Source organism: Streptomyces sp. NPDC093591 (assembly GCF_044764885.1).
Taxonomy (GTDB): Bacteria; Actinomycetota; Actinomycetes; order Streptomycetales; family Streptomycetaceae; genus Streptomyces.
In genome coordinates, this window is the sequence record NZ_JBIWIY010000003.1 from 444,675 (window position 1) to 465,408 (window position 20,734).

Consider the following 20,734-nt stretch of genomic DNA (forward strand, 5'->3'; position numbering starts at 1 on the left):
CCTTTAACCGCTGTTACACGCCCGTCGACAAAAACGGACAACCTGGCACTAAAGGACGCGTGTTCGGATGCCGAGTAGGCACGGAAAACCCCTGGTCCGTTCGGGTTGGACCAGGGGTTACGGCTGCTATTGCCTGAATTCCGTAACGGTCACGGAGGGCCGTGACCGTTGGCCAAAGGTCTTGTGCGGTTGACGCGCCCTACGTACGGCTCACGCGCGCGCCGCGTCGCACGCCTGACCCCGCAGCCCCCGCGCCAGATCGTCCCGCGCCTCCAGCACCAGCCGCCGCAGCGCCGGCGCCGCGTCCTCATGGGCCGCGAGCCACGCGTCCGTCGCGTCCAGCGTGGCCTGCGACTGCTGGAGCGCCGGGAACAGGCCCCGGACCACATCCATGCCGATCTGGATCGACCGCTCGTTCCACACCCGCTCGATCGCCGCGAAGTACTTGTCGGCGTACGGCGCGAGCAGCTCCCGCTGGGACGGCTGGGTGAAGCCGGAGATGGTCGCCTCGACCAGGGCGTTGGACAGCAGGTCCGACTCGACGACCTGCACCCACGCCTGCGCCTTCACCACCTCCGACGGCCGCGCGGCGAGGCAGCGGACCTGGTGGCGCTTGCCGGACGCCGTGTCGTCACGGGCCAGTTCGGCCACCAGCACCGACCCGTCGATCACCCCGTGCGCGGCCAGCGGCTCCAGGAACGCCCAGCGCAGCTCCTGGTCGACGTCCAGGCCCTCGATCTTCTCCGTGCCCTCCAGCAGACCCCGCAGCAGCCCCAGATCCTCCGGACCCGAGGCCACCGACGCGAAGAACCGTGCCCACGCCAGCTGTTGCTCGCCGCCCGGCGCGGCGGCCCGCAGCTCCCGCAGCGCGCCCTCGGCGAGCAGCTGTTCGCCGGTCGGACGCCACTCTGGCGCCACATAGTGGACCAGCGACGAGTTCGCCCACGCGTGCAGCATCTGCAGCACGCCGATGTCCGACTCGCGCCCCGCGAACCGCAGCACCAGGTCCACGAAGTCCCGCGCCGGCAGCAGCGCGTCCCGCGTCATGTTCCACAGCGCCGACCAGCACAGGGCACGGGCGAGCGGGTCGGTCACCGAGCCCAGGTGCTCCCGCAGCGTCGCCAGGGACGTCTCGTCGAAACGGGTCTTGCAGTACGTCAGGTCGTCGTCGTTCACGAGCACGAGCTCCGGTGCGTCGGCGCCCGCCAGCTCCCGCACGACCGTCCGCGGACCCTCGACGTCCACCTCGGCCTGCGCGAACCGCTCCAACGCCCCCTCCGCGCCCCGCCGGTACAGGCCCACGGCGACTCGGTGCGGACGCAGCTCGGGGTGGGACTCGGCGGCCTCCTGGATCACCGCCAGCTCGTCGACGCGGCCCTCCGTGTCCAGCAGCACCTGCGGGGTCAGGGAGTTGACGCCGGCCGTCTGCAGCCAGGACCGCGCCCACGCGCCCATGTCCCGCCCGCTGGTCTCCTCCAGCACCGACAGCAGATCACCCAGGCGCGTGTTGCCGTAGGCGTGCCGCTTGAAGTAGCGCCGCGCGCCCTCCAGGAACGCGTCCTGGCCGGCGTACGCCACCAGCTGCTTCAGTACGGACGCGCCCTTGGCGTAGGTGATGCCGTCGAAGTTGAGCTTCGCGTCCTGCAGATCGCGGATGTCCGCCGTGATCGGGTGCGTGGAGGGCAGCTGGTCGGCGCGGTACGCCCACGCCTTGCGGCGGTTGGCGAAGGTGATCCAGGCGTCCTTGAAGCGGGTCGCGCCCACGTTCGCGAAGGTGCCCATGAAGTCCGCGAAGGACTCCTTCAGCCACAGGTCGTCCCACCACACCATGGTGACCAGGTCGCCGAACCACATGTGCGCCATCTCGTGCAGGATGACGTTGGCCCGGCCCTCGTACGCCGTCCGCGTCACCTTGCCGCGGAAGATGAACTCCTCCCGGAAGGTCACCATCCCCGGGTTCTCCATCGCGCCGAGGTTGTACTCGGGCACGAACGCCTGGTCGTACTTGCCGAAGGGGTACGGGTAGTCGAAGTGGTCGTGGAAGAAGTCCAGACCCTGCTTGGTGACCAGGAAGACGTCGTCGGCGTCGAAGTGCGGCGCCAGACCCTTGCGGCACATCGCGCCGAGGGGGATCCGCAGCGTCGTGCCGTCGGCGAACGTGCGGGAGTACGAGTCGGTGACGTAGTGGTACGGGCCGGCCACGACGCACGTGATGTACGTCGAGATCGGCTTCGTCTCCGCGAACCGCCAGACGCCGTCGGCACGTTCACCGACGCCGTTGCTCCACACCGTCCATCCCTCCGGCGCCCGTACCTCGAAGCGGAACGGGGCCTTGAGGTCCGGCTGCTCGAAGTTCGCGAAGACCCGGCGGGAGTCAGCCGGCTCGTACTGCGTGTAGAGGTAGACCTCGCCGTCCTCGGGGTCGACGAAGCGGTGCAGGCCCTCGCCGGTGCGGGAGTAGGCGCACTGGGCGTCGACGACGAGTTCGTTGTCGGCGGCGAGGTCCTCCAGGGTGATCCGCGAGCCGTCGAAGACCTCGCTGGGGTCCAGGTCCTTGCCGTTGAGGGAGACGGCCGTCACACTCGGCGCGATCAGGTCCGCGAAGCTGGTGGCGCCGGGCTCGGCGCAGCGGAAGCGGATCGTGGTGACGGAGCGGAAGGTGCGCGGCTCCTCGCTCTCCGGGGCCCGGTCGCCGACGGCGGAACGGACGTCGAGGGACACGTCGTACCCGTCGACGGACAGCAGGGCGGCCCGCTCCCGGGCCTCGTCGCGGGACAGATTCTCACCGGGCACGGGTGCCACTCCCTCGGATGGTGTTCAGTATGCGGACAGCCCTGATCCTGCCATGAGCTCCCGCCGCGGAGCAGCCGGGAATGGCCGGACCGACCGGGAACGTTCCCCGGGGAAACGCTTCCCCTTGAGGAGAGACATGTCGGACAAGACCCCCGTCGACTTCTGGTTCGACCCCCTGTGCCCCTGGGCCTGGATGACCTCGCGCTGGGTGCTTGAGGTGGAGAAGCTCCGCGACATAGAGGTCCGCTGGCATCTCATGAGCCTGGCCGTCCTCAACGAGGACAAGCTCGACGAACTGCCCGAGCAGTACCGCGAACTGCTCGAGACCAAGGCATGGGGTCCCGTCCGGGTCGTCATCGCGGCACAGGAGGAGCACGGCGCCGAGGTGCTCGGCGACCTCTACACCGCGCTCGGCACCCGCATCCACAACAAGGAGGAGGGCCCGGGCAAGGAGACCGTCGCCGCCGCCCTGAAGGACGTCGGCCTGCCGGACTCCCTCATGGACCACTGGGACGGCACCCCCTACGAGCCGCAGCTGCGCGCCTCCCACAAGGAGGGCATCGACAAGGTCGGCCAGGAGGTCGGCACCCCCGTCATCGCCGTCCCCGGCGCCGACGGCGAGCAGATCGCGTTCTTCGGCCCCGTCGTCACCCCCGCCCCCCAGGGCGAGGACGCCGCGAAGCTGTGGGACGGCACCCTCGCCGTGGCCTCCGTACCGGGGTTCTACGAGATCAAGCGCACCCGTACCAAGGGGCCGGACTTCAGCAACCTGTAGCGGTCACTTCCCGGCGGCCTCCTCACCGAACTCTTCGGGGAGGAGGCCGTAGCCGGCCTTGTTGAACTGAGGGAAGTACGTCCGGCAGCCCTTGGCGGTGCAGCGCCAGAGGTTGGCCACGTAATAGCGGGGATTCTCCATCTCCGCACGGACCGCCGCCCTCTCCTCCTTGTTGAGTTCCCGGAAGACCTGCATGGTGCCGCACTTCGGGCAGTCCAGTACACGCGTCCCCATCAACCCCTCCTCGCCATCACCGCCAGATCCGGGAAGTCGGTCACCACCGCGTCGACCCCCATCCCGTAGTACAGCGCGTACTCCGCGAACGCGTCCCCGAAATCGTTCGCTCCGCTGCCGCGCCGCAAGTCCGCCGGCAGGAACTGGTTCTCCGCCCGGAAGGTGTACGGCCCCACCCGCAGCCCCGCCGCATGGGCGTCCGCGAGGACCGGGGTGCCCACGAGCGACGACTTGTCCGGCCCGATCCACTCGGCGTACTCGGCGATCCGCGCCAGCCCCGCCGGCGTCATCATGTCCCGGTACGTCGTCGGATCACCGGCCGAGACCAGGTCGTACGGCCCACCCGTCGTCCCCAGCGCCTGCCACAGCGGCACCCCCAGCCGCTCCGCCGCGATCCGCTTGAGACTCGTCGGTTCGAAGGACTGCACGACACACTCGCGCCGGCCCAGGCGGTTGCGGCGGATCACCTGCGCCAGCCTCGGCTCCAGGGGCAGGCCCAGCCCGCGGAAGTACGTGGGGTGCTTGGTCTCCGGGAAGACGGCGACCGTACGGCCGTACGCCTTCGACAGCCGGCGCGCCAGGTCGACCACCTCCTGGAAGGTGAGCACCTCCTCACGGCCGTCGAACACGGTGTTGCGGTTGCGCACCAGCGGCAGCCGCTCCACCGCCCGCAGCGACTTCAGCTCCGCCAGCGTGAAGTCCTCCGTGAACCAGCCGGTCACCGACCGCCCGTCCACCGTCTTCGTCGTACGGCGGCCCGCGAACTCCGGGTGCGACGCCACGTCCGTCGTCTGCGAGATCTCGTTCTCGTGCCGGACCACCAGGACGTGGTCCTTCGTCGGGACGAGGTCCGGTTCTATCCAGTCGGCGCCGGTCTGCACGGCGTACGTGTAGGAAGCCGCCGTGTGTTCGGGGCGCCAGCCCGCGGCGCCGCGGTGGCCGATGACGACCGGACCGGCCGGCCGGGACGCGGCCGCCACCGGAGCGGGCACGGCGGCGGCCGCCGTGCCGACTCCGGCCGCGAGCAGGAGCGATCGACGTCTCACTGGCATGCGGTTCCCTTTCGCAGTAGGGGAGTTGTACGGGAGAGAGTTCAGGCGCGCGCCCGGTTCCTTGCCTCCGCCAGCCGGGTGAGGTGTTCCTCATAGCCCTTCGTGTAGTACGCCGCCCGCCCCCCGTCCGGCTCGACCACGGCCGTCGGCCGCGTCCACGCCGCCGCGTCCAGCGCCACCCCGTACCGCTCGGCCGCCGCCAGCACCGCGCCCCGCGCGCCCACCTCGCCCTCGACGACACGCAGGGGACGCCCCAGGACATCGGCGAGCAGCCGCATCCAGGCCGGGCTGCGGGTACCGCCGCCGCACACCGCCAGCGTGCCGGTCAGCCCCGCCGCCTCCAGACAGTGCCGGGCCGCGTAACCGATGCCCTCGCAGGTCGCCCGGACCAGGTCGGCGGGGGTCGACTCCAGGGAGACACCGGTCAGTTCGGCGCGCAGGCGGGGTTCGACGAAGGGGGCCCGCTCGCCGGAGGGCGCGAAGTACGGGAGGACGCGTACGCCGTTCGCCCCGGGGGGTGTCTCGGCCAGCAGCCCGTCGACCTGCTCGTGCCGGACCCCCGTCGTCGACAGCACCCAGTCCAGCGCCGCCGTACCGACCATCGCGGGCATCGCCCGCAGCCAGTGGCCCGGGCGGTCCGTGTTGATGTACAGGCCGGCCGGTTCGCCGGTCAGGTCGAGATCGGTCGTCGCGACGAGGCTGGCCAGACAGGTGCCGACGATCAGCAGACCGTCGCCGGGGCGCGTGACTCCCGCGCCCAGCGCGCAGGCCGGCAGGTCGTACGGGCCGTTCGCGATACGGGTGCCGGGCGGGAGGCCCTCGGCCGCGGCGTGGGTCCGCGCCGTCGCTATCGGGTCGCTGACCGGGGCGAGCAGGCCTCGGCGGTGGGTCAGGCCGAGCAGCTCCACGACCCGGTTGTCGTACGTCCGGGTACGCGGGTCCAGGAACGGCATCGACGCGTCCGAGACATCCGTCGTCGGACCCGCCCCCGTCAACCGCTGGAACACCATGTCCTTGCAGTACAGGGCCGCCCTCGCGGCATCCAGCGCCTTCGGCTCGTGACTGTCCAGCCACGCCAGCAGCGGCCCCGGACAGCCCGGGAACATCGCGCTGCCGGTGCGCCGGAACACCGTCTCGAAGGTGCCGTCCGCCAGCCAGCGGTCGACGAGTTCGTGCGCGCGGCCGTCCATCCAGGAGGCGGCGGGGCGCACCGGACGCCCGTCCGCGTCGACCAGCCAGACGCCGTCGCCCTGCCCGGTGAGCCCGGCCAGCTCGACCGGCTCCGGGGCGCGCTCGGTGACCTCGCGGAGCACGGCCACGACCGCACCGTACAGCTCGTCCATGTCCTGCTCGACGACGCCGCCGTGCAGGGCGAGGGCCACCGGGCGGGCAGCGACGGCCAGTTCACGGCCCTCGGGGTCGAACGCGGCGGCCTTCACCGTGGACGTGCCTACATCGATACCGACGTACATTCCCATCACCTTCTTTGGCTCGGTCGCCTACGGGGCGCTGAGTGCCGGTGTCGTCGGACCAGTGAGGTTGGTGGGCACGCGCCCAAATCGGCCCTCAGGTCAGGCAATGCGCGAGTGGCTCCCCCCGTACCCAGCGGGCCACCTCCGCCGCAGCGATCGCCGCCGCCTTCTCCGCGACCGCGCGGGACGCCCCGCCCAGGTGCGGGGTCAGGACGACCCGGTCGGCCAGGGCGTGCAGGCGTGAGTCCGGGGGGAGCGGTTCCTGTACGTAGGTGTCCAGGGCCGCCGCCGACAAGTGGCCGTTCTCCAGGGCTGCGCACAGCGCCTCCTCGTCCAGCAGCGGACCCCGGGCGGCGTTCACGACCACCGAGCCCCGTGGCAGCAGGGCGAGTTCGCGGGCGCCGATCAGGCCGCGCGTCTCGGTGGTGAGGCGGGCGTGCAGGGTGATCACCCGGGAGCGGCGCAGGAGTTCGTCGAGGGAGGCGAGGCGCAGGCCGTGGATCTCGTGATGGTGGACGTACGGGTCGTAGACCATCACCCGTGCCCCGAACGCGCACAGCACGCGCGCGACCCTGCTGCCCACCGCCCCGTAGCCGACCAGCCCGACCGGGAGGTCCTCCAGCTCCAGGCCGCTGTGCTCGTACGTGTAGTAGGTCGCCCCCTCCCAGCTCCCCCGCCGGGCCAGGAGGTCGTGGGCCTGGGGGATGCGGCGCAGGGCCGCCAGCATCAGGCCGACGGTGAACTCGGCGGTGGCGGCGGCGTTGCGGCCGGGGGCGTAGCAGACGCGGACGTCGTGCCGCTTGGCCGCGTCCAGGTTGACGTTCACCGGGCCGCCCCGGCAGACCACGACCAGGCGCAGGTCCGGGCAGGCGTCGAGGACGCGTTCGGTCACCGGGCCCATCTGGGTGACCAGCACCTGGGCTCCCGCGAGCGCCTCGATCAGCTCGTCCTCGGCGTCGCTCGCCTCCGTCACCTCGGCCACCGGGCCGAAGGGGTCGAGCGGCCAGCCGAGGGTCAGTTCGGCCACGTCGCAGGCCGGTTCGTGAGCGAGCGCCTCTCTGATGAGCGACGGCAGGATGAAGTGGTCGCCGGCGGCCACCACGCGCACGCTGTTCCCGTTGGTCATCTGAGGGAGTCTCCCGTCTCGGCGTCGAAGACATGGGTGAGGTCAGGGTCGGCGGTGACCTGGACGCGGTCGTCGTGGGCGAGGCGTACCTCGGGGTCGGTGAGGACGACGAGGGGGCGCTCGATGCCGTCGAGGGCGAGGGTCGCGATGCCCGACTCCAGGAGGGGTTCGTGGGCGACGACGCGGGCGGGCAGGCCGTCGGCGCCGGTCAGGCTCAGGTCCTCGGGGCGGATGCCGACCACCACCTCCCGGCCCGCCGCCACCGGCACCGGCACGGCGATCCGCAGCGTGTCGGAGAGGCGGGCGTGACCGTCGCCGTCCGCGACGCCGGGCAAAAGGTTGATCGCGGGCTCGCCGACGAAGTCCGCGACGAAGACGTTGGCCGGGCTGTCGTAGATCTCGTACGGGGTGCCGAGCTGCTGGATGACGCCGTCCTTCATCACGGCGATCCGGTCGGCGAGGGAGAGGGCCTCCTCCTGGTCATGGGTGACCAGGATGGTGGTGTGGCCCAGGTCGCGCTGGATGCGCTTGAGTTCGCGGCGGGTCGTGTCGCGCTGGGCCGCGTCCAGGTGGGAGAGGGGCTCGTCGAGGAGGAGGACGTCCGGCTCGCGGATCAAGGCGCGGGCCAGGGAGACCCGCTGCTTCTGGCCGCTGGAGAGGCCGGCGGGGCGGGCGTCGAGGATGGCGGTGAGGTCCACGCGCTCGGCGATGTCCTTGACCTTGCGGTCGACGTCGCCCCGGTCGGCCCGGCGCCGTGCCTTCAGGCCGAAGGCCAGGTTCTCCGCCACCGTGAGGGGCGGGTAGAGGGCGTAGTTCTCGAAGGCGACCCCGATGTTGCGCTGCTGCGCCGGGCGGGCGGTCACCGACGCCCCGCCGACCAGGATGTCCCCGCCGGTCACCGTCTCCAGCCCGGCGATCATCCGCAGGGTCGTCGACTTCCCGCAGCCCGACGGGCCGAGGAGGCCGAGCAGCTCGCCGGAGCGCAGGGCCAGGTCGATGCCGCGCACGGCGTCCACCGCCGGGCGGCCCCGCGCGCGGTAGGTCTTGCGCAGGTCACGTAGCTCCAGCTCGGTCATCGCTGCCCTTCGTCACGGTCGCCGGCTTCGCGCAGACTTCGTAGGTGACCTTGTGCTCGTCCAGGTCCCGCAGTGCTTCGGGCGACGCCCCGTCGTCCACGAGGAGCAGGTCGAAGCGGGAGAGGGGGACCACCCGGTGCAGGGCGACCCTGGCGAGCTTGGTGTGGTCTATCAGCAGGACGTTGCGGGCGGCCGCGTCGAGCATGGCCCGCTTCACCGACACGATGTGCTGCTCCTGGTGGTAGGCGTAGCCCCCGCGCACGGCCGACGTCGAGGTGAAGCAGACGTCCACGCGCAGCTGCTCTATCGCCTCGACGCAGGACACGCCGAGGAAGGAGGAGTGCAGCGGGTCGTAGTCGCCGCCGAGCGCCATGAGGTGGATGCCGCGCTGGTCGGAGAGGAGGTTGATGGCCTCCAGGAAGTTGGTGACGACCGTGAGCGGGGTGACCTCGCCGAGGCGCAGCCCGCGGGCTATCTCCAGGGTGGACGTGGAGTCGTCCAGCATGATCGCCATGCCGGGCTCGATCAGCTTCAGGGCGCGGTCGGCGACGGCGGCCTTCTCGGCGCGCATGGTCTTCAGGCGGTACTGCACGTTCGACTCGAAGACACCGGACGGCTGGGCCGTCACCCCGCCTCTGAACTTCCTCACGATGCCTTGCCGTTCGAGCTCGTCGAGGTCCCGGTGGATGGTCATCAGGCTCACCCCGAAGCGCTCGGCCAGCTCGGCGGCGGTCGCCGAACCCTCGGCCAGCACCCGCTCGGCCATGGCGGCCTGGCGGGCGGCAGGACCCTGCTGTGCGCTGTTGTTGCTCATCGTTTCTCGATCCGTCGTCCTGGACGCTGCGGCCGGTCGGCCTCGAACAGCAGCAGGTTCTCAGGCCGGACCGACAGCCGGACCGGATCGTCGGGCCGCAGCCCGCTCGTGTCGGAGCGCGGGGCGACCAGCGACACCTGCTGCTCGCCCAGCCGGACGGTGACCTCGACCGACCGCCCGAGCACCTCGGTGACATAGACGGTGCCGGTGAGCCGGTGACCGGGTCCGTGCAGGGTGATGTCGCGGGGCCGCAGTCCGATCAGCACCTCGGTGCCGGGAGCCGCCTGCGCACCGACCGGCAGTTCGATCTCCCCGTCCGCCGACCGGAAGCCGCCGTCCCGCGTCACCGTCCCCGGCAGCAGATTGATCCGCGGCCGTCCGAAGGCCCGTGCCACCTCCGTGTCACAGGGCCGGTACCAGATCTCCTCCCGCGTCCCCGTCTGCACGATCCGCCCCTCCCGGATCACCCCGATCCGGTCGCCGAGCGCCAGTGCCTCGACGGAGTCATGGGTGACGTAGAGGGTGGTCGTGTGCCGCACCGCCCCGATCGCCTTCAGCTCGGCCCGCATCTGCTGGCGCAGCTTGGCGTCCAGGTGGGACAGGGGCTCGTCGAGGAGGAAGGCGCGGGCGGGGCGGACCAGGACCCGGCCCAGGGCGACGCGCTGCCGCTGGCCGTTGGACAACTGGCCGACCGGGCGGTCCAACAGGGCGGAGATCCCGAGGAGTTCGGCGATCTCGCCGATCCGCTCCCGGGCCTGCGCGGCGGGGAGGCGGTGGCGCGGGGAGCGCAGCGGCGAGGCCAGGTTGTCGTAGGCCGACTTGTGCGGGTACAGGGCGTAGCTCTCGAAGCACATCGCGACGCCCCGGTCGTACGGCTCGATGCCCCGCATGTCCTTGCCGTCGAGTTCGATCGTGCCGGCGTCGGGGAGCTCCAGCCCGGCGACCGTCTTGAGCGTGGTCGTCTTGCCCGCGCCCGACGGGCCGAGCAGGCAGAAGAACTCGCCCTCCGCCACCTCCAGTTCGAGACCGTCGAGGGCCGCGGTCTTTCCGTACGTCTTCCTGATCCCGCGCAGTGCGATGGCCGGGCTCATGACTTCACCGCCCCGAACGACAGCCCCCGCACCAGATACCGCTGGATCGTCAGCGCGAGCAGCAGCGGTGGTACGACGGAGACGAGGGCGGCGGCGGCCGTGAGGTTGTACTTGGGCCGGTCGCCGCCCAGGAAGGACAGGGCGCCCACGGTCACGGTCTGGGCCTCGTTGGAGGTGAGGATGAGGGGGAAGACGAAGTTGTTCCAGGCGAAGATGAACGCCAGCAGCGACACGGCCGCGATGCCCGGCTTGACCAGCGGGATCGCCACCTTGAAGAAGGCCTGCTTGCGGCTGTAGCCGTCCAGCAGCGCCGCCTGCTCCAGCTCGGGCGTGAGGTCGGCGAAGTACGACCGCATGATCCACACGATCAGGGGGAGGGTGACCAGCTGCAGGACCCAGATCATGCCGACGTACGTGTCGAACAGGCCGAGCTTCTGGTAGAGCACGAACAGCGGGATGATCACGGTGAGTTCGGGTGCGAACCGGAACGACAGCAGCGTGAACATCAGGTTCTCCGAGCCCTTGAACCGCCAGCGCGCCGAGGCGTACGCCGCCGGAAGGCCGACGAGGAGGGACAGGGCCACCGCGCCCAGCGACACGACCAGGCTGTTGACGAAGAAGCGGACGAACGGGATGCCCTCGCTGTCGCCGAGGACCGTGCGGTAGCCGTCGAGGGTGGGGGAGAAGGAGAAGTACGTGGAGAACAGCTCGTTCGTCGGCTTCAGGGAGAGGATCACCATCCAGGCGATCGGGAACAGCGCGAAGACGAAGTAGAGGATGAGGGCGGCGTCCGCCAGCCACCCCAACAGGCGCTTGCGCATGGTCATTTCACCTCCGCCGCCTTCCGCTGGATCTTGCCGAGGTGCTTCACCAGCACCATCGCGGCGAGATACACGACCGCCCAGAGCACGATCGTGTAGCTGATGCCGAACGAGTAGCGCTGGAACCGGATCGCCTCCAGGTAGGCGCGGATCTGGAGGACCACCGTCGAGTCGCCGGGCCCGCCCTCCGTCAGGGCGTAGATGATGTCGAACACCTTCAGCGAGTCCATGAACCGGAAGATCACCGCGACGAGGACGTACGGCCACAGCATCGGCAGCGTCAGCCGCCGGAAGGTGTACCACCAGCCCGCCCCGTCGACGGCCGCCGCCTCGAAGGGGGAGGCGGGCAGCGAGCGCAGGCCGGCGAGGGCGAGGATCGCCACGAACGGGGTGTAGACCCAGACGTCCACCGCGATCGACGACAGCAGGGCCCCGGTCGGGGTGTCCGTCCACTGGACGCCGCCGAGGCCGAAGGGTCTCAGCAGGTAGTTGATCACCCCGACCGACGGCTGGAGCATCAGCTTCCAGATGATCGCCGCGATCACCGGCGCGATCATCAGCGGCAGGATGAGGATCTTCTCCAGTACCCGCCCGACGAGCGTCGACCGGTGCAGCAGCAGGGCGACGGCCACACCGAGCACCGTCTCGACGGCGGCCGCCCCGACCGCGTACAGCACCGTCACCCAGGCCGAGTTCCAGAAGGCCTCCTGCGTGAAGACGGTCTCGTAGTTCTCGAACCGCACCATGTCCGGCTGCGGTTTGCTCGCCGAGAAGTCGAACAGCGTGTAGTAGAGGCCGAGTCCGAAGGGGTAGAGGATCCCGCAGGTCAGCAGCAGGGCGGGGACGATCAGGACGTACGGGCGCAGGGCGAGCCGCCATCCCATCGCGCTAGCCCACCTTGTCGGCGAGATCGCCCGCCAGCCCGTCGAGCACCGACTTGGCGCCCTGGCCGCCGTAGATCTCCTGAAGGGCGGAGGCCCAGCTGGTGGTCGCGTCGAAGAACTGGGCCTGCGGGGTGAACTGGATCTTCGTCTGGTCGACGACGGCCTCGAAGGTCTCGATGAAGCCGGGGAGGTTGTTCATCTTGTTCTTGTAGGCGGAGTCGTCGGCGATCGATTTGCGCACCGGGTCGATGTGGTTGTGCGTGATCGCGCTCTTGAGCAGGTGCTCCTTGCCGGTCGCCCACTGCAGGAACAGCCAACTGGCGCTCTTCTTCTTGCTCTTGGCGTTCATGCCGAGCGACCAGATCCACATGTTGGTGGCGAGGGACCCGTCCGGTCCCTTCGGGCCGGGATGGAAGGCGATCTTCCCGGAGGCGGGGCTCGCGCCCTCGACCGCCTGGAAGTACGCCGCCGTGTCCGCGTCGAACAGCATCCCGGCCTTCTTCGCACCCAGGTCGCTGGAGCACTGGTACCAGGTGTACGACGTCCAGGACGGCGGCCCGCCCTGCTTGACCATGCCGGCCCAGTCCTCGGTGAAGGCGACGGCCTCGGGGCTGTTCATGGCGGGTGTGAGCTTCCCGCCGGAGACCGTGAAGTCCTTGAGCCCGTTGCGGGCGTACATCGTCATGAAGCCCGGGTGGATCGTCGCCCAGCTCCTCGATCCCCGTACGGCGATCCCGTACATGCCGTCGAAGCCCGCGCCCGGCGCCTTCCGCTTGATCGTCCCGGCGATCTCGCGCAGCTCGTCGAAGGTCTCCGCGGGCTTCAGCCCTAGCTTCTTGAAGACGTCCGTGTTGTAGGCGACGACGTTGGTCTCCCAGCCCCACGGCAGCGCGTACTGCCCGCCCTGCCCGAGCGGCGCGCCCGCCTTGAGGGACCACTGGTCGGCCTGGAGCAGGTTCGGGAAGAAGTCGGCCTGGTCCCATTCGGCGCCGGTCGCCGAGGAGTTGCGCATCCACGGGCCGAGGTCCTCCAGCCACCCCGGCGGCCCGTACTGCCAGACCATGTAGGCGCCCAGCATGAAGACGTCGTACGAGGCGCGCCCGCTGGAGAGGTCGACGGTGAGCTTGTCGAAGTAGTTGTCCTCGGGGAAGACGTCGTACTCGACCTTGATGCCGGTCTTCTCGGTGAAGGACTTCAGGTCGGCGATCAGCGCGTCCGTGTACGGGTGCTTGTTGAGCAGCGCCTTGACGGTCGTGCCCTTCTCCCGCTTCCAGTCGAAGGAGCCGGTGACGTCGTCGGCGGCCGAGCCGTCGCTCTTGTCGTCGTCACCGCCGAATCCGGCCCCGCAGGCCGCGAGCAGCGGGGTCGCGGCGGCCGCGGCGGTCAGGGCGAGGAAGCGGCGGCGATCGTGCGCGTGCGTGTCCATCCGTGACCTCCACGTGGGGTTCGGCCATCCGGGTGCTGAGCGTTAACACGGCGAGTCGACTCGTTAACAGAGGGTGGAACGGCGGAAGTTGGGCGTCAATCCCTCGCGCAGGGGAAAATCTCAGTGCAGAGTGAGAAGTTCACGGATCGAGATGTTCGGGAGTGAGGCCCGAGGGGCACGCCGGTGCAGAAGGCACTGCGCAGGCGAACGACCGAAAGAGGCAGGAGGTCCGGATGGCGGACGAGCGCGAGGCGTGGCTCGGGATCGACCTGGGGACCCAGAGTGTCCGGGTCCTGCTGGTCACCGGGGACGGCACCGTCCTCGGCAGCGGCTCGGCCCCGCTCGCCGGGCGGCGGGACGGGGTGCGGCACGAGCAGGATCCGGGGGAGTGGTGGGAGGGGCTGTGCGCGGCGTCCCGGGCCGCACTCCTCGGACACTCCCGGGTACGGGTCGGCGCGCTCGCGGTGTGCGGGACGTCCGGGACCGTGCTGCTGACGGACGGGGCGGGGCGGCCGATGAGCCCCGCGCTGATGTACGACGACCGGCGCGCCGCCGAGGAGGCGGCGCGGGCGCGGGCAGCGGGGCTCGCGGTGCAGGACACCTGGGCGTTGCCGAAGGCGCTGTGGCTGACCGGGACCTACGGCCAGGGCCGGATCACCCACCAGCCGGACCTGATCGTCTCCCTCCTCACCGGTGATCTCCCCCCGGCCGACTCCAGTCACGCTCTCAAGACCGGCTACGACCTGGAGCGCGACGCCTGGCCGACCGCACTGCCCCGGCTCGGGCTGCCCGACCGGGCGTTCCCCGACGTCGTACGCCCCGGCAGCCCCCTCGGCGAGGTCTCCCCGACGGCCGCCGAGGCCACCGGCATCCCCGCCGGCACCCCCGTCATCGCCGGGATGACCGACGGCTGCGCGGCCCAGATCGCCTCCGCCGCCCTCAGCCCCGGCTCCTGGAACTCGGTGCTCGGCACCACGCTGGTCCTCAAGGGCGCCGCCACGAACCCTGTCCGGGATCCGACCGGCGTGGTCTACAACCACCGTGCACCTGACGGGAGTTGGCTGCCCGGCGGCGCCTCCAGCGTGGGCGCGGGCGTGCTCACGGCGGCGTTCCCGGGCGCCGACCCGGCGGCCATGGACGCGCTGGCAGCGGCCCATGAGCCGTCCGGCGCGATCACGTACCCCCTGGTGTCCCCCGGTGAGCGCTTCCCGTTCCTCGCCCCGGACGCCTCCGCGCTGGTCCTGGGCGAACCGGAGTCGGACGCCGACCTGTGGGCCGGACTCCTCCAGGGCGTCGCCTTCGCGGAACGACTGTGCCTGGACTACCTGCACCACCTCGGCGCCCCCGTCGACGGCCCGCTCACCTTCACGGGCGGCGCCGCCCGCAGCCCGTACTGGAACCAGCTGCGCGCCGACATCCTGGGCCGCCCGGCCCGCGTACCGCGGCAGACGGAACCGGCCCTGGGGATGGCCGCGTTGGCGGCGTACGGCGCGGGTGCGGCCCCCGGCCTCCAGGAGGCCGCGGAGGGCATGGTCCGCATCGGCACGACCGTCGAACCCCGGCCCGACCGCACCACCCGCTACGCCGAACCGTACGCCCGCCTCATCGACGCCCTGACGGCCCGAGGCTGGCTCCCACCCCCGGTCGCGGCGCACGCACACGCCCGCCTGGACAGGAGCGGGGACGGGGACGTGGACGGGGATACTTCAGCCTCATGACCCTGGATACGACGCTGCTGCTGGCCCGCCACGGACAGACCGTCTGGCACGCCGAGAACCGTTACGCCGGCGTGAGCGACGTCGCCCTCACCGACACGGGCCGCGCCCAGGCCGAGGCCCTCGGCCGCTGGGCCGCCGCCCACCCGGTCGACGCGATCTGGACCTCCCCCCTCTCCCGGGCCGTGATCACCGCCGACCCCGCCTGCCGGGCCCTCGGCCTCACCCCGCACCGCGAACCCGGCCTGCGCGAATGCGACTTCGGCGTACTGGAGGGCCGTACGCTCGCGGAGTTCGCGGCCGAGGACCCGGCTGCCGCGGAGGCCTTCCGCACCGACCCGGTGGCGCACCCGTTCCCGCGGGCGGAGAACCCCGCCGACGCCGCGGACCGCGGTGCCGCCGCCCTGCGCCGCATCGCCGCCGCCCACCCGGGCGAACGCGTCCTCGTCGTCGCCCACAACACCCTGTTCCGCCTGGTGCTGTGCACCCTGCTGTCGATCCCGGCCGGGGAGTACCGCAGAGTGTTCCCGCGGCTGCGCAACGCGGCGATCAGCGAACTCCTCGTGAGAACCGACGGATCCGCCGCACTTCTCTCCCTCAATGTGCCCTGCGAGCCGCAACTCCCGTAGCACCATGGGCCCATGACGGAGATCGACACCTCGGTACCGCACTCGGCCCGCATCTGGAACTACTGGCTGGGCGGCAGCGACAACTACCCGGTGGACGAGGCGGCCGGCGACGCCTACACCGCCGTCTTCCCCGGCATCGTCACCATCGCCCGCAGCAGCCGTGCCTTCCTGGGCCGCAGCATCCGGTACCTGGTCACGGAGGCGGGCGTACGCCAGTTCCTCGATGTCGGCGCCGGACTGCCGACCGCCGACAACACCCACGAGGTCGCCCAGCGCCTCGCTCCCGAGTCGAGGGTGGTCTACGTCGACAACGACCCCCTGGTCTCGGCCCACGCCCGCGCCCTGCTGACGTCGACCCCGCAGGGCGCGACCGCCTACGAGGACCTGAGCCTGTACGAACCGGACAAGATCCTCGCGGCCGCGTCCCGGACCCTCGACCTCACGCGCCCCACGGCCCTGATCCTCAGCGGCATCCTCGGCCACGTCGCCGACCACGACCAGGCCCGCGACCTCGTCCGCAGCCTCCTGTCCGGCCTGCCCTCCGGCAGCCACCTCTCCCTCAACGAGGGCTCCCGAGGCACCGACCCGGCCTACGAACAGGCCCAGGACGCCTACAACGAGACCGGTGCCGTCCCCTACTTCCTCCGCCCGGTCGACCAGATCGCCGCCTTCTTCGAGGGCCTGGACCTGGTGGCCCCCGGCATCGTCTCCGTCCCGCTGTGGCGCCCCGAGCCGGACGACGGGGACCCCCGGCCGATCGGCCAGCACGGCGGCCTCGGCCGTAAGCCCTGACGTCCGCCTTCCCGGCAACGGGAAGCCCCCGCGAGTCACGTCCTCGCGGGGGCTTCCTTCTTTCCGCCTGCCGTCGTGAAGGGTGAGAAGACGATCACGAGGCAGGACGACTGATACGGCCGCTCGCCGTCACGGTGCCAGCAGCAGCACGTCCGTACGGGACTTGGCGGCCTCGTAACGCCGGGCCACGTCCTGCCAGTTGACGACGGCCCACATCGCCTCGATGAAGTCGACCTTCTGGTTCCTGTACTGGAGGTAGAAGGCGTGCTCCCAGGCGTCGAACACGAGAATCGGCGTGGCGCCCTGGCCGACGTTGCCCTGGTGGTCGTAGACCTGCTCGACGATCAGCCGCCCGCTCAGCGGCTCGTACGCCAGCACACCCCAGCCCGACCCCTGCGTGGTCGCGGCCGCCTTGGACAGCTGCGCCTTGAAGCCCGCGAAGGACCCGAAGGACTCGGCGATGGCGTCCGCCAGCTCACCCACCCCGTCGGCGGCGAGCGGCTCGCCGCCGCCCTCGCCGGTCATGTTCTGCCAGTAGATGCTGTGCAGGATGTGCCCGGACAGATGGAAGGCCAGGTTCTTCTCCAGGCCGTTGACCGACCCCCACTGCTCCTTGTCCCGCGCCTCCGCGAGCTGCTCCAACGTGTCGTTGGCGCCCTTCACATAGGCCGCGTGGTGCTTGTCGTGGTGCAGCTCGATGATCTCGGGGCTGATCACGGGCGCGAGCGCGGAGTAGTCGTAGGGCAGTTCCGGGAGTGTGTAGACGGGCATGAAGGGTCCCCTCAGATGCTCTTATTGCAAGTAGCTTGCAACAACAAGCTAACAGCAAAAAGCCCCCGTGTGGATCACACGGGGGCTTCTGTGCCGTTGGAGGGGCTGTCAGCCCTTGGCCCGAGCCCGCTGCCACGCGTACCCGACGGCCGCCAGAACCACCGTCATGCCGCCCGTCGAATACAACTGCACCCGCGTATCCGCCTCCCGAGCCATCAGCACGAAGATCGCCACCATCCCCGCCAACGCGACCCACGTCAGCACCGGGAACGCCCACATCCGCACGACCAGCTTCTCCGGCGTCTCCCGCTCCAGCCGGCGCCGCAGGCGCAGTTGGGAGACGGCGATGAAGAACCAGACGACGAGGATGACCGCGCCGATCATGTTCAGCAGCCAGGGGAAGACGTCGTCCGGCCGCCAGTAGCTCAGCACCACGCACACGAAGCCGAACACCGACGACGCGAGGACGGCGAGCCGCGGGACCCCGCCCGACACCCGGCCCAGCGCCGCAGGCCCCTGTCCGCGCTGGACGAGGGAGTACGCGATGCGCGAGGAGCCGTAGATGTTGGCGTTCATGGCGCTCAGCAGGGCGACCAGGACCACGACGTTCATCACCTGGCCGGCGCCGGGGATGCCGAGGTGGTCGAGGGTGGCGACGTAGGGGCCCTTGTCGACGATCTCCTTGGAGTCCCAGGGGACGAGGGTGACGACGACCGCCATCGAGCCGATGTAGAAGAGGGCGATGCGCCACATGGCCGTGCGGACCGCGCTCGCCACGCCGCTGACCGGGTTCTCCGACTCGGCGGCGGCGATGGTGACCGTCTCCATGCCGCCGTAGGCGAAGACCGAGGCGAGCAGGCCGATGATCAGGCCCTCGCTGCCGTGCGGGAAGAAACCGCCCTCACCGGTGAGGTGTGCCGTGCCCGGCGCGTCCGTGCCCGGCAGTACGCCCGCGATGGCCAGCCCGCCCAGCACCAGGAACAGCGCGATCGCGCCGACCTTCAGGGCGGCGAACCAGAACTCGAACTCGCCGAAGTTCTTCACGGCGGCCAGGTTCGCGCCGCAGAAGACGACCATGAACAGGGCCACCCACGCCCACTCGGGCGTGTGCGGCAGCCAGGTCGTGACGATCTTCGCGGCGCCGATGCCCTCCAGGCCGACGGCCGTGCACAGCAGCACCCAGAACGACCAGCCGGCCGTGAAGCCCGCCCAGGGGCCGATCGCCCGCTCGGCATGCGCCGAGAAGGAGCCGGAGGAGGGATACGCGGCGGACATCTCGCCGAGCATCCGCATCACCAGCATCACGAGGAGGCCGGAGAGGACGTAGGCGATGACGATCGAAGGGCCGGCGGCGGCGATACCGGCGCCGGAGCCTACGAACAGGCCCGCGCCGATGACACCGCCGAGGGCGATCATCGACAGATGGCGCTGCTTGAGGCCGTGGTTCAGTCCGGGGGAGAGACCGTCCGCCTTCGGGGGCGTCTCCGTGGAGGTGCTGTGCATGGGCGCGGCTCGTCCAAGGCGTGAGAGGGCAAAAACGCCCACAGTCTGGGCAGCCTCTCCGCCCAGGAGGGGAGACTGTCCACTATGCGGACACTTGTCGCACGGTGCGTGAACCGGGGATTACGCGCGGCCAAGCCCGATTGGTGAAACCCTACAGTCGGCCCCACGGCCCGAAATGTGAGCTGAACGTCCCTGCCTCAGTGACCGGCATCACCCCGAACCCCGTGTAACCCCCACCCTTTGTCCGGAGCCCACCAACCCCACGATCCGGCCTTTGTCGACCACTGACGGTGATGGACCGAAACCCCCTGGGATAGCGTCACTGCGTCCCGTACCGCCCTCACTCCGCGGAGTCCCCATGAGCACCGCTGCCGCCGCCCCCGCCCGCACCGGACAGGTCCTCGCCGACCTGCTCCCGGCCTCCCGCGTCCGCGACATCGCGCTCGTCGTCGGCGGCGCCGCGTTCACCGGCCTCGCGGCCCAGATCTCCGTGCCCGTGCCGGGCTCCCTGGTTCCGGTGACCGGCCAGACCCTCGCGGTGCTGCTGGTCGGCACCGCCCTCGGCGCCGGCCGCGGCTTCCTCTCCCTCGCGCTGTACGCGCTGGCGGGCATCGCGGGCGTGCCGTGGTTCGCGAACGGCACCTCCGGCGCCGCGGCCCCGTCGTTCGGCTACATCCTCGGCATGATCCTCGCCGCCACCGTCGTCGGCGCCCTGGCCCGCCGCGGCGCCGACCGCACCGCGCTGCGCACGGCGGGCGCGATGCTGCTGGGCGAGGCGATCATCTACGCCATCGGCGTCCCGTACCTGGCCCTCGCCACCGGCATGTCGGCCACCGCCGCGATCGCGGCCGGCCTCACCCCCTTCCTGATCGGCGACGCCGTCAAGGCGGCTCTGGCGATGGGCGCGCTGCCCACTACCTGGAAGCTGCTCAACCGCTGACGCCGTAGTCCGTTCGGAAGAGGCTCGCCGGGTCGCACTGCGACTTCGACCCGGCGAGCCTCTTTTGCCGTGGGCCTTCCGCTCAGTCCGCCTGCCGCCTCGGCCGCCGCAGCTGAGACCACCACAGCCCGGCCGCCCCCGCCGCGATCAGCGTCGCGCCGGCCGCGCCCAACGGCAGGACGTCACGGACGAGTCCGGTCTTGGGCAGCTCGTCGGCGCCCGGTGCGACCGGCTTGTTGTCGGTGCCGAGGAGCAACGGGGTGGCCGGGGCGTCGGGTGACGGGTTCGTCGTACCGAACGGCACCGGGCCCTGCTGCCAGTACGTCTTCCCGCCGTCACTCGTCTGGACGGGAAGACAGATCTTCCCGGTCTTGCTCAGGTCGTACGTCGCATCGACGGCGTACGACTTCGACTCACCGGCCGGGAGATTGTCGAGTGCGCATGCGAAACCGCTGTTCGAGCCCTCCGGAAGACCGCTCTTCTCGATCGCCGAACAGCCCTCGACATTCTTGACCGTAAGGCCGTCGAAACCGACGACCAAAAGCCTGATCTTTCCGCTGCCCTCGGTCCCTTCGTTCTTCACCGTGGCGGTGAGTTCGGTCTCTTGCGAACTGTTGTCCACCGAGATTTTTTCGGGCAGCAGAGTGGCCAGTTCCACCCCTGCCGGCGCCTCGTCGATGACCTTTCCCCCCTTGCTGCTGCCGGGACCCTGGTCATCCGCGCCGGCAGTGGCGGAAAGGATCATCACTGCCGAGAAAGATGTCGCGACCAGCGATCCCACGATGGCCGTCGTGCGACGAGAACTCATGTTCGTCCCCCT

19 protein-coding genes are annotated in these 20,734 nt (G+C 70.6%); 5 read left to right on the top strand and 14 right to left on the bottom strand.

Annotated features, from left to right (window positions below):
• Window positions 1-210: 210 nt before the first annotated feature.
• Entirely contained in the window at window positions 211-2,793 is a 2,583-nt protein-coding gene (pepN, locus tag ACIREI_RS08635; RefSeq protein WP_403329028.1) for an aminopeptidase N, read from the bottom strand.
• A 136-nt stretch (window positions 2,794-2,929) separates the two neighbouring features.
• Between pepN and ACIREI_RS08640 the strand changes: the two genes are divergently transcribed.
• Window positions 2,930-3,568 carry a DsbA family protein gene (locus ACIREI_RS08640; RefSeq protein WP_403329031.1) on the top strand — a complete coding sequence of 213 codons (639 nt, stop codon included), beginning with the start codon at window positions 2,930-2,932 and terminating at the stop codon, window positions 3,566-3,568.
• 3 nt (window positions 3,569-3,571) lie between these two features.
• On the opposite strand, the gene ACIREI_RS08645 is transcribed toward ACIREI_RS08640, so the two are convergent.
• From ACIREI_RS08645 to ACIREI_RS08690, 10 genes are all read right to left on the bottom strand, one after another.
• Complete coding sequence (locus ACIREI_RS08645) at window positions 3,572-3,802, bottom strand: hypothetical protein (protein WP_403329034.1); 231 nt, start codon at window positions 3,800-3,802, stop codon at window positions 3,572-3,574.
• Window positions 3,802-4,854, bottom strand: coding sequence for a glycerophosphodiester phosphodiesterase family protein (locus ACIREI_RS08650; RefSeq protein WP_403329037.1), 1,053 nt, complete (start codon window positions 4,852-4,854; stop codon window positions 3,802-3,804). The genes ACIREI_RS08645 and ACIREI_RS08650 overlap by 1 nt, the downstream gene beginning before the upstream one ends.
• A 41-nt stretch (window positions 4,855-4,895) precedes the next feature.
• Entirely contained in the window at window positions 4,896-6,326 is a 1,431-nt protein-coding gene (locus ACIREI_RS08655; RefSeq protein WP_403329040.1) for an FGGY family carbohydrate kinase, read from the bottom strand.
• A 94-nt stretch (window positions 6,327-6,420) separates the two neighbouring features.
• Window positions 6,421-7,452, bottom strand: coding sequence for a 2-hydroxyacid dehydrogenase (locus tag ACIREI_RS08660; RefSeq protein ID WP_403329043.1), 1,032 nt, complete (start codon window positions 7,450-7,452; stop codon window positions 6,421-6,423).
• Window positions 7,449-8,528 carry an ABC transporter ATP-binding protein gene (locus ACIREI_RS08665; RefSeq protein ID WP_403329046.1) on the bottom strand — a complete coding sequence of 360 codons (1,080 nt, stop codon included), beginning with the start codon at window positions 8,526-8,528 and terminating at the stop codon, window positions 7,449-7,451. Before ACIREI_RS08665 ends, ACIREI_RS08660 begins: the two co-directional genes overlap by 4 nt.
• On the bottom strand, window positions 8,506-9,342 hold the full coding sequence (locus tag ACIREI_RS08670) for a DeoR/GlpR family DNA-binding transcription regulator (protein WP_403329049.1): 837 nt from the start codon (window positions 9,340-9,342) through the stop codon (window positions 8,506-8,508). Before ACIREI_RS08670 ends, ACIREI_RS08665 begins: the two co-directional genes overlap by 23 nt.
• A complete protein-coding gene (locus ACIREI_RS08675; protein ID WP_403329052.1) occupies window positions 9,339-10,433 on the bottom strand; it encodes an ABC transporter ATP-binding protein in 1,095 nt (364 codons plus the stop codon). The genes ACIREI_RS08670 and ACIREI_RS08675 overlap by 4 nt, the downstream gene beginning before the upstream one ends.
• Window positions 10,430-11,260 (bottom strand): carbohydrate ABC transporter permease, encoded by an 831-nt coding sequence (locus ACIREI_RS08680; protein ID WP_403329055.1) that lies wholly within the window; start codon window positions 11,258-11,260, stop codon window positions 10,430-10,432. The genes ACIREI_RS08675 and ACIREI_RS08680 overlap by 4 nt, the downstream gene beginning before the upstream one ends.
• Window positions 11,257-12,138 carry a carbohydrate ABC transporter permease gene (locus ACIREI_RS08685; protein WP_403329058.1) on the bottom strand — a complete coding sequence of 294 codons (882 nt, stop codon included), beginning with the start codon at window positions 12,136-12,138 and terminating at the stop codon, window positions 11,257-11,259. Before ACIREI_RS08685 ends, ACIREI_RS08680 begins: the two co-directional genes overlap by 4 nt.
• Window positions 12,139-12,142: 4 nt before the next feature.
• The gene (locus ACIREI_RS08690) at window positions 12,143-13,564 is read right to left on the bottom strand and encodes an ABC transporter substrate-binding protein (RefSeq protein WP_403329061.1); all 1,422 of its coding nucleotides are present in this window, start codon (window positions 13,562-13,564) and stop codon (window positions 12,143-12,145) included.
• 233 nt (window positions 13,565-13,797) lie between these two features.
• Here ACIREI_RS08690 and ACIREI_RS08695 point away from each other — a divergent pair, with 233 nt between their 5' ends.
• Genes ACIREI_RS08695 through ACIREI_RS08705 form a run of 3 tightly spaced genes read left to right on the top strand, consistent with a single transcriptional unit; the run spans window position 13,798 to window position 16,700 of the window.
• A complete protein-coding gene (locus tag ACIREI_RS08695; protein ID WP_403329063.1) occupies window positions 13,798-15,282 on the top strand; it encodes an FGGY-family carbohydrate kinase in 1,485 nt (494 codons plus the stop codon).
• Window positions 15,279-15,908 carry a histidine phosphatase family protein gene (locus ACIREI_RS08700; protein WP_403329066.1) on the top strand — a complete coding sequence of 210 codons (630 nt, stop codon included), beginning with the start codon at window positions 15,279-15,281 and terminating at the stop codon, window positions 15,906-15,908. Before ACIREI_RS08695 ends, ACIREI_RS08700 begins: the two co-directional genes overlap by 4 nt.
• A 12-nt stretch (window positions 15,909-15,920) precedes the next feature.
• The gene (locus ACIREI_RS08705) at window positions 15,921-16,700 is read left to right on the top strand and encodes an SAM-dependent methyltransferase (RefSeq protein ID WP_403329069.1); all 780 of its coding nucleotides are present in this window, start codon (window positions 15,921-15,923) and stop codon (window positions 16,698-16,700) included.
• A 129-nt stretch (window positions 16,701-16,829) separates the two neighbouring features.
• Here the strand turns inward: ACIREI_RS08705 and ACIREI_RS08710 are convergent, their stop codons facing one another.
• Together ACIREI_RS08710 and ACIREI_RS08715 are read right to left on the bottom strand one after the other, a co-directional pair.
• Window positions 16,830-17,471: a superoxide dismutase gene (locus ACIREI_RS08710; protein WP_403329071.1), complete on the bottom strand. Its 642-nt coding sequence runs from the start codon at window positions 17,469-17,471 to the stop codon at window positions 16,830-16,832.
• A gap of 108 nt (window positions 17,472-17,579) precedes the next feature.
• Window positions 17,580-18,974: an amino acid permease gene (locus tag ACIREI_RS08715; protein WP_403329074.1), complete on the bottom strand. Its 1,395-nt coding sequence runs from the start codon at window positions 18,972-18,974 to the stop codon at window positions 17,580-17,582.
• A 358-nt stretch (window positions 18,975-19,332) separates the two neighbouring features.
• Between ACIREI_RS08715 and ACIREI_RS08720 the strand changes: the two genes are divergently transcribed.
• The gene (locus ACIREI_RS08720) at window positions 19,333-19,914 is read left to right on the top strand and encodes a biotin transporter BioY (RefSeq protein WP_403329075.1); all 582 of its coding nucleotides are present in this window, start codon (window positions 19,333-19,335) and stop codon (window positions 19,912-19,914) included.
• Window positions 19,915-19,996: 82 nt separating this feature from the next.
• Here the strand turns inward: ACIREI_RS08720 and ACIREI_RS08725 are convergent, their stop codons facing one another.
• Window positions 19,997-20,722, bottom strand: a complete 726-nt coding sequence (locus ACIREI_RS08725) for a hypothetical protein (protein WP_403329078.1) — start codon at window positions 20,720-20,722, stop codon at window positions 19,997-19,999.
• Between the last annotated feature and the right edge of the window lie 12 nt (window positions 20,723-20,734).